At 30.8% G+C, this 9,136-nt stretch carries 9 protein-coding genes; all 9 read right to left on the bottom strand.

From position 1 onward, the window contains the following. Nucleotides 1-741 (bottom strand): thioesterase II family protein, encoded by a 741-nt coding sequence (locus ACLUJM_RS09320; RefSeq protein WP_002842328.1) that lies wholly within the window; start codon nt 739-741, stop codon nt 1-3. 120 nt (nt 742-861) lie between these two features. Continuing rightward, nucleotides 862-1,830, bottom strand: coding sequence for a 3-deoxy-7-phosphoheptulonate synthase (gene aroF, locus ACLUJM_RS09325; protein ID WP_004837825.1), 969 nt, complete (start codon nt 1,828-1,830; stop codon nt 862-864). A gap of 15 nt (nt 1,831-1,845) precedes the next feature. Continuing rightward, nucleotides 1,846-2,274 (bottom strand): type II 3-dehydroquinate dehydratase, encoded by a 429-nt coding sequence (aroQ, locus tag ACLUJM_RS09330; RefSeq protein WP_004837826.1) that lies wholly within the window; start codon nt 2,272-2,274, stop codon nt 1,846-1,848. Beyond that, on the bottom strand, nt 2,252-3,493 hold the full coding sequence (locus ACLUJM_RS09335; RefSeq protein ID WP_060800191.1) for a shikimate kinase: 1,242 nt from the start codon (nt 3,491-3,493) through the stop codon (nt 2,252-2,254). Before ACLUJM_RS09335 ends, aroQ begins: the two co-directional genes overlap by 23 nt. Nucleotides 3,494-3,515: 22 nt before the next feature. Beyond that, the gene (gene aroC / locus ACLUJM_RS09340; protein WP_106460517.1) at nt 3,516-4,595 is read right to left on the bottom strand and encodes a chorismate synthase; all 1,080 of its coding nucleotides are present in this window, start codon (nt 4,593-4,595) and stop codon (nt 3,516-3,518) included. Further along, the gene (gene aroA, locus ACLUJM_RS09345) at nt 4,582-5,856 is read right to left on the bottom strand and encodes a 3-phosphoshikimate 1-carboxyvinyltransferase (protein ID WP_412412722.1); all 1,275 of its coding nucleotides are present in this window, start codon (nt 5,854-5,856) and stop codon (nt 4,582-4,584) included. Before aroA ends, aroC begins: the two co-directional genes overlap by 14 nt. Before the next feature lie 14 nt (nt 5,857-5,870). Further along, entirely contained in the window at nt 5,871-6,668 is a 798-nt protein-coding gene (gene aroB, locus ACLUJM_RS09350; protein WP_244264242.1) for a 3-dehydroquinate synthase, read from the bottom strand. A 253-nt stretch (nt 6,669-6,921) separates the two neighbouring features. Next, complete coding sequence (locus ACLUJM_RS09355) at nt 6,922-8,283, bottom strand: salicylate synthase (protein ID WP_412412723.1); 1,362 nt, start codon at nt 8,281-8,283, stop codon at nt 6,922-6,924. A gap of 195 nt (nt 8,284-8,478) precedes the next feature. Beyond that, the gene (locus tag ACLUJM_RS09360) at nt 8,479-8,871 is read right to left on the bottom strand and encodes a metal-dependent transcriptional regulator (RefSeq protein ID WP_412412724.1); all 393 of its coding nucleotides are present in this window, start codon (nt 8,869-8,871) and stop codon (nt 8,479-8,481) included. Between the last annotated feature and the right edge of the window lie 265 nt (nt 8,872-9,136).

Here is a 9,136-nt window from a genome sequence, read left to right on the forward strand (position 1 = left end):
CTAATCGTTGATATATTTTCTCAATTCTTTAATTACATCTTCTTCAGAAGTGTTTATAAACATATGTTCTCCTTCGATGTACTCATATGTGAAATTCTTTGTCGTATATTCACTCCACTTAGTCATTTCTTCTAAACTCATTTCCTTATCAATTGTTCCCATCAAGCCTAGTATATCACTATCAACTTTTTTATATTCTTCATCTTGATAGTCCTCATCTATGATAAAATCTGCTCTTAAAGTAGGTAAAAAGATACTAATTAAATCCTTGTTATCTAATATTTCATCAGGAGTTCCACCATATCTTCTCAATCCTTCTATAAATCCATCATCATCTAAATGGTAGATAGGATTTGGCTCTTTATAGCATGGCGCCCTCCCCGCTGAAATAATTAAGCCTTCAGGGTTTGGAAGCCCACTCTCTTTTATTTTCAATGCTAATTCATAAACTATCTTAGTCCCCATGCTGTGTCCAAATAAATAATATGGTGATGTAAAGTCAAAAACTGTTTTCATAGCTTTAAATAGTTCTTCAACTAATTCTCTGATATCCTTAATAGCTTTTTCAGAAAACCTATTTTCTCTACCTGGATATTGAGCAAAATACACACCGCTATTTTTAAAATGTCTTCCCCAATTTTTAAAAGAAGAAGCTCCTCCTCCAGCATAGGGAAATATAAAAATGGTATTCCTACTCTCTTGTATTCCTATTTCATTGCCATGTACAAACCACTTACTCAAATTATTACCTCCTGAAAAATATTAAATATTAGCATTTGTTAGTTTAAGCTAACTTAATAATAGCATATATTGATAGTATTTTTCAATATCTATTGATATTTTTTATAAAAATATATTTTACTATTTACAAAATCTAATTATAGTTTTCAAACTAGATATATCTATTGTTTGTTTTCCATCGCTCCAAGCATTTTCTGGATTTAAGTGAGATTCTATTATGATTCCGTCAGCACCTGCTGAAATTGAAGCTTTAGATAAGGGGCCTATTAGTTCCCTCTTTCCTGTTGCATGACTTGGATCTGCGATTATTGGTAAATGTGTAATATTTTTCAAGAAAGATATGGCAGCTATATCCATTGTGTTTCTTGTATAATTTTCGTAAGTCCTAATTCCTCTCTCACATAAAATAACTTTTCCATTGCCACCAAGCATAATATACTCAGCACTTAATAAAAATTCTTTTATCGTTGCACTTAATCCTCTTTTAAGTAAAATAGGCTTATCTAGCTTCCCTAATTCTTTTAATAGAGAGTAATTGTACATATTCCTAGCACCTACTTGTAAAATATCAACCTTATCTATCATATAGTCCAGTTCTCTGATATCCATTATTTCCGTTACTACAGGTATCTCAAGCTCTTTACCAATCTTATTAAGAATGTCTATTCCCTTTCTACCTAAGCCCTGAAATTCATAAGGAGATGTTCTTGGTTTAAACGCTCCTCCTCTTAATATATCTGCTCCTGCTTTTTTTATACCTATTGCTATATTTCTTACAATTTCTTCTGACTCAACAGAACAAGGTCCTGAAATAACAACAGGTTCTTCTCCTCCAATTTCGATCCCTTTTACATCAATTATGGTTTTCTCTTTATATCTTTTTGTTACTAAATATCCATTCTCAATAGAAATATCTTTTGTATTTAGAAAAGCTTCTTCCTCATTTTCTATCTTTGAACATAAAGTATTATCAAAAACATTGATGATATAATAATCTTTAATATCATAATCTTGAAATAGAATATCTTCTTTTTTTAAGTATTCCACACATGCTTTAAAGTCTTTTTTTCCCTTCAGAATGTATTGCATTTTATCACCCCTTTTCTACTTTTTAATTAGGGATTCAATGGCTTGTAAATAACCTTCAAACCCCTTACCGTAGATTGTCATCTCAGCATGTTCTGAAATAAATGACTTTTTCCTATAATCCTCTCTATCCATTATGTCTGTTAAATGAACTTCTACCGTTCTTATTCCTACAGCTTTTAAGGCATCTAAAATAGCTATGCTGGTATGAGTATAGGCGCCTGGATTAATCACTATTCCATAATATCTACCATAAGATTTTTGAATTATGTCTATTATCTCTCCTTCATGATTAGATTGGAAAGTATCCACTTCAATATTTATCTTATTTGCATATTCTTTGATCTCCCTACACAAATCCTCATATGTTTTTACTCCATAGATTTCCGGCTCTCTAATTCCCAACATATTAAGGTTTGGACCATTAATAACTAAAATTTTTTTCATAAACTTTTACTATCTCCTCTACTGTTTCTAGAAGACTTTTATTATTTTTAACCCTATAATCTGAAAGTTTTTTATAAATAGGATTTCTTTTCTCATAGATATTATTCAATCTATCTATTCCTCCTTGCGAAAGAGGACGTCCCTTGGTGTCAAGTTGATCTAAATCTCTCTCTATATAAATAACTTGTGAATTGTATTTTAGATATCTCCAGTTTTCTCTATCCTCAATGACCCCTCCACCAGTAGAAAACACTTTTGAAAAAGATAATAGCTCTTCCCTTACTACTTCCTTTTCAAGTTCTCGAAAAAAACGTATCCCATTTTTTTCAATTATTTTTTGAATAGTCATTTTATGAAGATTTTCAATACAATTGTCAATATCAACGAATTCCCTGTTGATTCTATGTGCTAACTCTCTTCCTATTACAGTTTTTCCACTACCTGGCATGCCAATCAATACGATATTTAATAATCTTTTTCTTATCTTTCTTTCTACCTCATCTATTAAGCTATCATCTATTTTCTTACTCAAGAATATTTCCGCAGCTTTTTTCCCTTGAGCAACTAGCATTGAAAGACCTGAGTTTGCCTTACACCCTAGTTCATTTGCTTCTATCATCAGCCTCGTGTTTAAAGGATTATAATTTAAATCAATGACATGCTTTAATTTAATCAGTTTTTTTATTTCTACAGGAAAGCTTTCATCAACAAGTGGATAAACTCCTATTGGTGTACAATTTATAAGTATCTCTGTGTCTTTAATAAGTTCTTCAATATTATGGTTTTTTATATCTTCTCTAGAAATTATTTTTATTGATTGACATTCTAAATCTTCTAGGACTACCTTACTCATCCTTGCTGTAGCTCCTGATCCAATGATAGAAAACGGACTTTCTTTCTTTATGGATTTTATCTTCTTAATCATGTGTAAAAAACCATAATAATCTGTATTATATCCATACAAACTGCCATTTTTATTTACTATCGTATTTACACAACCTGTCTTTCTTGCACTTTCATCTAACTTATCACAATATTCTTTTGCCATTATCTTATATGGATTTGTAATGTTTAAGCCTTTAAATTTCTTTCCACTTAAAATTAATCTTATATCTTCTTCACTACATTCTACTAATTCATATTCATAGTCCCCAAAATACTTGTGTATCATTGGAGAAAAACTATAAATTAGTTTTTTCCCTAGTAATCCATATTCCATACTTGCTCCTCTAACTTGCTATCTATAATAAATAGTCTAATACTACTAAAGACACTATCGCCTCAACTACTACAACACCTCTTATTGCTATACAAGGATCATGCCTTCCTTTTATTTTTATCCTAGTATTGCTCATTGTTTGTATATTCACTGTTTCTTGTTCCTTCCCAATAGATGGAGTTGGTTTAAAGGCTACCTTTAAATTTATAGGCATTCCACTGCTTATTCCACCAATTATTCCACCAGCATGGTTAGTCTTGGTCTTTATTTCTTTTCTTTCATCAATATAGAAGTTATCATTGTTCTCTGAACCTAATTTCAAAGCACCCTCAAATCCAGATCCGAATTCTATTCCTTTAACTCCCGGTATGGCAAAAGACATCTTAGCAATATTATTTTCTAAACCATCAAATACAGGGTTTCCTACCCCAGGTGGTAAGCCAAATACAGAACACTCTACTATACCTCCTGTAGAATCCTTTTCTTTTACTAACTCCTGTAGGACCTTATCAATTTTTTCCATATTTTCCTCATTAATTATGGAATATCTATTATTCTCAGACTTCTCTACAGCCTTCTGTATGTTTTCTATATCATTATGTCTTGTGTCTTGAATTTCTCTAATTCTATCTAGGTGAGCAGATACGAGAATATTCTTGCTTTCAAGGATTTGCTTAGCGATACCTCCAAAAGCAGTTAAAATTGCTGTTAGCCTTGCCGAGAAATGCCCACCACCAATTAAATCTATATGCTCTCCAAATTTTTTCTTAGCTGAAAAATCAATATGTGAAGGTCTTGGAGTATAGGCTAAGGTTTTATAATCCTCCGGTCTAATATTATTATTCTCAATAATAACTGCCAGTGGATCTCCCATAATAATAAAATCCTTTATCCCTGATAAAAATTTTATTTCATCTCTTTCTTTTCTTTGAGTTACATATTTCCCAGAACCTGGTTTTCTTCTTGCCATAAATTTGTCTAGTTTTTCCATATCAACTTTTTGTCCATGGGGTAATCCATCTATTACTCCCCCAATAGCCAAACCGTGAGATTCTCCAAAAAGGCTTATTTTTATGTTTTCTCCTATACTAACTGATGACATCAAAGATCCCTCCTACTTTTTTAAAGTCCTCAAAAAAATTAGGATATGATTTTTTTACCGCTCCTGCATTTACTATCGAAACAGGTTCTTTACATCTAATAGATGCCATGGTTACTGACATAACAATTCTATGGTCATTAAAAGAATTCACAATTCCACCATCTAAAATTTCCTTCCCTTGAATAATCAGTCCATCCTCTCTTTTTTTTACGTCTGCCCCTAAACTTTTTAACATCTGAAATGTACTTTCTATTCGATTGCTTTCTTTAAGTTTTAGTCTTTCTCCACCTTTTAAAATACTTTGTCCTTTTGATAATGCAGCCACTACTGATAAAATTGGAAATAAATCAGGTGTTTCGGAAAAATCTACTTCAAAGGAGTTTAAATGGCTTCTATTAGAACTTATAAAATCATCAGAACAGGTGAGAATTGCTCCAGCCTTTTTAAGAATTTGAACAATCTTTTTATCCCCTTGACTAGATTCTAAATTTAAACCAGACATCTTTATTGAGTCTCCTAAACAACCTCCTACAAGAAAGAATGCTGCATTAGACCAATCCCCTTCGATTTGATATTCTTTAGGTGGGAGTATCTTGTCTCTCCCCCCATATATTTCAAATACACCCTCTTCTAACTCATTAACTATTATTCCAAAATCTCTTAATACTCTTATTGTTATATTTACATAAGCCCTAGATTCTAATTTATTAGTAAGATATATTGAACTTCTTTGATCTAGTAGTGAAGAAAGCAAAAGCAAGCCACTGACATATTGAGAACTAATATCACCACTAATTTTAAAAAAATCAGTGGTCACATTTCCTGAGATGTTAATTGGAAATCCCTTTTCCTTGAAATATAACCCTGATTCTTCTAACGTTTCGATTAATTCTCTAATTGGTCTTTTTCTAAGACCCTCAGAACAATCTACTGTTGCCTCTTTTGAAAATGTACTTACAAGTGGTAAAAGTAATCTAAGTGTTGTTCCACTCTCTTTACAGTGTAATTCAACTTTAGATTTCTTTATGTTTCCAAGGCTTGTAATTCTAATTGAATCTCCTTCCACCTTAGTTTTAGCTCCTAATTTTTCAATACAAGTAAGTGTAGCTTCTATATCTTCTGATATTGTATTTACCTGTTCTAATATGATTTCTCTGTCTTTTGCTATTCCACTTAATATAATTGCTCGATGTAACAGCGACTTTGATGGTATCGACTTCATCTTTCCCTTAATTTCATTCGGCTTAATTTTTACATTCATTCGACAACCACCTTTCATAAGCAATGTTTTAACACTTCTAATAGGTTAGACTTATCTACAATATCAATTCTGCAATCACCTATTAATTTTGGATATATAATATTTATCTTGTCTCCATTGCTTTTCTTGTCTTTTAAAATTTCGCTGTAAAGTTCCTCTGCACTATAACTACAATGTGTTGGTAGATGATATTTTCTAAGTATTTCTTCTACTCTTTTATAGGTTCTCTCATCTGTTTTTCCCATATTGTAATATCCTCTAGTTATCATTGCCATTCCAATTGCAACACCATAGCCATGTGGTAAGGTATAGTCGCTTAGTTTTTCTAAGGCATGACCTATTGTATGACCAAAATTTAAAAGTTGTCTTTCTTTTGTTTCTTTTAAATCCCTCTCGACAATTTCCTTTTTAATTTCAATGCTTCTTTTTACAATCTTCTTTATTATTTCTTCATTGTTTAAATCGCTTTCTATAATTAATTCGAATAGTTTTCTATCTTTTATAATCGAAGCTTTAATCGTTTCAGACAGTCCATTTAGAAATTCTTTTTGAGGAAGGTTTTTTAAGTAAGTAAAATCTATAAACACAGCTCTAGGATTATAAAAACTTCCGATTAAATTTTTCCCGTCTTCTGTATTGATTGCCGTTTTTGATCCAATGGATGAATCAACCATAGCTAAAAGACTAGTAGGTATTTGAATATAATCTATGCCCCTCATATAAGTAGAGGCCACAAATCCAGCTAAATCACCAACTACCCCACCACCTAATGCAATAATTAAATCATGCCTATCCGCTTTTATTGAGGTCAAATATCTTATTATTTTATAGTATGTTTCTATATTTTTGGACTTTTCCCCCTGCTTCTATAACATACTTATAAAGCTTATAATTTTTTAAATTAAAATTGTTGCCTATAAAATGGTCCACATTGCTATCTGTTATTACTATAATGTTCTTGTACTGTTTTTTGCTTGAAATAAATTCATTTAAGTTTTTTAAAGCTACGCAATCTAAATATATTTTGTATTTAGATTGCGTAGTGTTAATAAATATATCCATCTCTTAATCTTCTATATAAACTAACTTGTCTAAAATGCTTCCTGCTTTTTCTTTAGTTTCTTCTAATTCTCTTTCTGCTTTTGATAATTTTACAATTCCAGCACCTACTCGAATCCATGTTTCTTTGTCTGTTTGAAATGCAGTTCTTAAAGCTAATGCCACATCCATTGTTCCATTTTGATCATAAGTTAGTACGCCTCCGCTATATAATCCTCTTTCGTCTTTTTCTAACCTATCTATAGCATCTATACACTCTGCTTTGGGTATTCCAGATGCGGTAACTGCCGGGAAAAGAGCAGTAAATGCATGCCATTCATTGAATTCTTCTTTAAGCGTCCCTTTCAACCTTGATGCTAGATGCTGAACTGAACCCCTCTCCAAAACCTCCATGAATTTAACTACCGATATACTATCCTTTATACAAACTTTTTCTAATTCTTCAAAAGCTAACTTAACAGAAACAGCATGTTCAGCAATCTCTTTAGGATCTTTTAATAATTCACACTTTAATTCCTTATTCTTTATAGGATCATCTGTTAATGCTCTGGTTCCAGCTAGAGGAAATGTGTATACTTTTTTTTCTTCATCCACCTCGACAACTGTTTCTGGACTAAAACCTATAACTTCAACATCACCAATTTTCAGACAATATGAACGTGCAGGGGTATTGTATTTTCTCCCTAATAAAAAACTATCTTTTAGCAAGATTTTTTTCTCTAACTTAATTTTTCTGGACAAAATAACCTTATCATACTTACCATTATTAATTTCTTCTATTCCTTTGGAAACAATCTCTTTGTAGTATTCACTATCTATTGATTTTAGCTTTTCTAAAGCAACTGGCGAAGTATTTTTTTTCAACTCTTCTTTAGTAGAATTTATTGCACATTTCTCCACTGCTGAAATTATTTCGTCGATATTATCAACAGATTTTACTTCTATTGAGCCTTCTAAAATTCTAATGTCAGTTCTTGGAATAAACATCTTTAACAAAACTTCCTTATCACTCACATTTTTCAAAAATGTATGCTTTGCATAATTAAAATCAGCGATTCCATACATTCTCCAGTCAGTAAAGTTTATATTTTCGAAAACCTTCTTCATGTCTTCACTTAGATCGCTTACCTTATGTTCTACAGTATCGCCATTTTCAGTTATTAGGATTTTGTCTGTATACACTTCAATTCCAATATATTCTCCTATAGCAACTGATATTTCATTGAGATTTTCATACACCACATAAGGTTGAATTTCATTAGCTATATCTTCTATTATTTTTATCGCTAACACTAATGAATTCATATTGTCATTATCTGAAATATCTATAGTGACCTTGCCATAAGTTTCTCTGTTTATTTTAGGCATATTATCCTCCTTAATCAAGTTAGTCTTAACTAACTTGATTTTAACATATATATTTATAAAAATCAATATGTCACTTCAAATAATTTTAAAATTTGTAAGGAAGTATAAATTTCTACATAAAAAAAGCAATTCTAATTAAATCAACTTAGATTTACCTAATAATTTAATTAAAACTGCCTACCTGAAAATATTTGCTTATTTTTTAATGCTTTCTTCTATAAATGCTTTAATCTTTTTAAATGTTTCATTTGATATTACATGTTCAACACTACATGCTTCTTCATTTGCTTGTTTAGGTTCAACGCCTAAATCTAAAAATAGATTATAAAAATAAATATGTTTATTATATAATTCTTTACCTATTTTTTCTCCTTTTTCCGTTAGCTTTATTGACCTAGATTTCCTGTACACATACCCCTCATCTATTAAATTATTTATAGCCACACTAACTGATGGTTTGCTTAACTTTGTATAATTAACAATATCTTTATTATAAACATCCTCTTTTTCTCTCAATAAAACATAAATTACTTCAATATAGTGTTCCTTAGAAAAAACTTTTCTGTGAAGCTTAACGCCCAAAATCATACCCCTTTTCTTTTTTATATTTTAGTGTATACCCCATTAAGGTAATTATAAAATATATTCTCTAACATTACAAATATATTAAAACCCCTTAACACTTATTCAGCTAACATTACAAATATATTAAAACCCCTTAACACTTATTCAGCAAGCACAGTAAGTGCATATGCACTTACTAAAAATGAAATAAGAATACTACTATTATATCGCTTATTTTTTTCCATTTTACTTGTTGGGGAATATCCCCAAACCCCTAAATTTATAATAA

Origin of the sequence: Finegoldia sp., assembly GCF_046991905.1 — a bacterium.
GTDB lineage: Bacteria > Bacillota > Clostridia > Tissierellales > Peptoniphilaceae > Finegoldia.

Excerpts from the sequence above, each read along its gene's own strand:
- aroF (WP_004837825.1), bottom strand. The coding sequence starts at position 1,830 with ATGCAATACATTCTGAAGGGAAAAAAAGACTTTAAAGCATGTGTGGAA.
- aroQ (WP_004837826.1), bottom strand. The coding sequence starts at position 2,274 with ATGAAAAAAATTTTAGTTATTAATGGTCCAAACCTTAATATGTTGGGA.
- ACLUJM_RS09335 (WP_060800191.1), bottom strand. The coding sequence starts at position 3,493 with ATGGAATATGGATTACTAGGGAAAAAACTAATTTATAGTTTTTCTCCA.
- aroC (WP_106460517.1), bottom strand. The coding sequence starts at position 4,595 with ATGTCATCAGTTAGTATAGGAGAAAACATAAAAATAAGCCTTTTTGGA.
- aroA (WP_412412722.1), bottom strand. The coding sequence starts at position 5,856 with ATGAATGTAAAAATTAAGCCGAATGAAATTAAGGGAAAGATGAAGTCG.
- ACLUJM_RS09355 (WP_412412723.1), bottom strand. The coding sequence starts at position 8,283 with ATGCCTAAAATAAACAGAGAAACTTATGGCAAGGTCACTATAGATATT.
- ACLUJM_RS09360 (WP_412412724.1), bottom strand. The coding sequence starts at position 8,871 with ATGATTTTGGGCGTTAAGCTTCACAGAAAAGTTTTTTCTAAGGAACAC.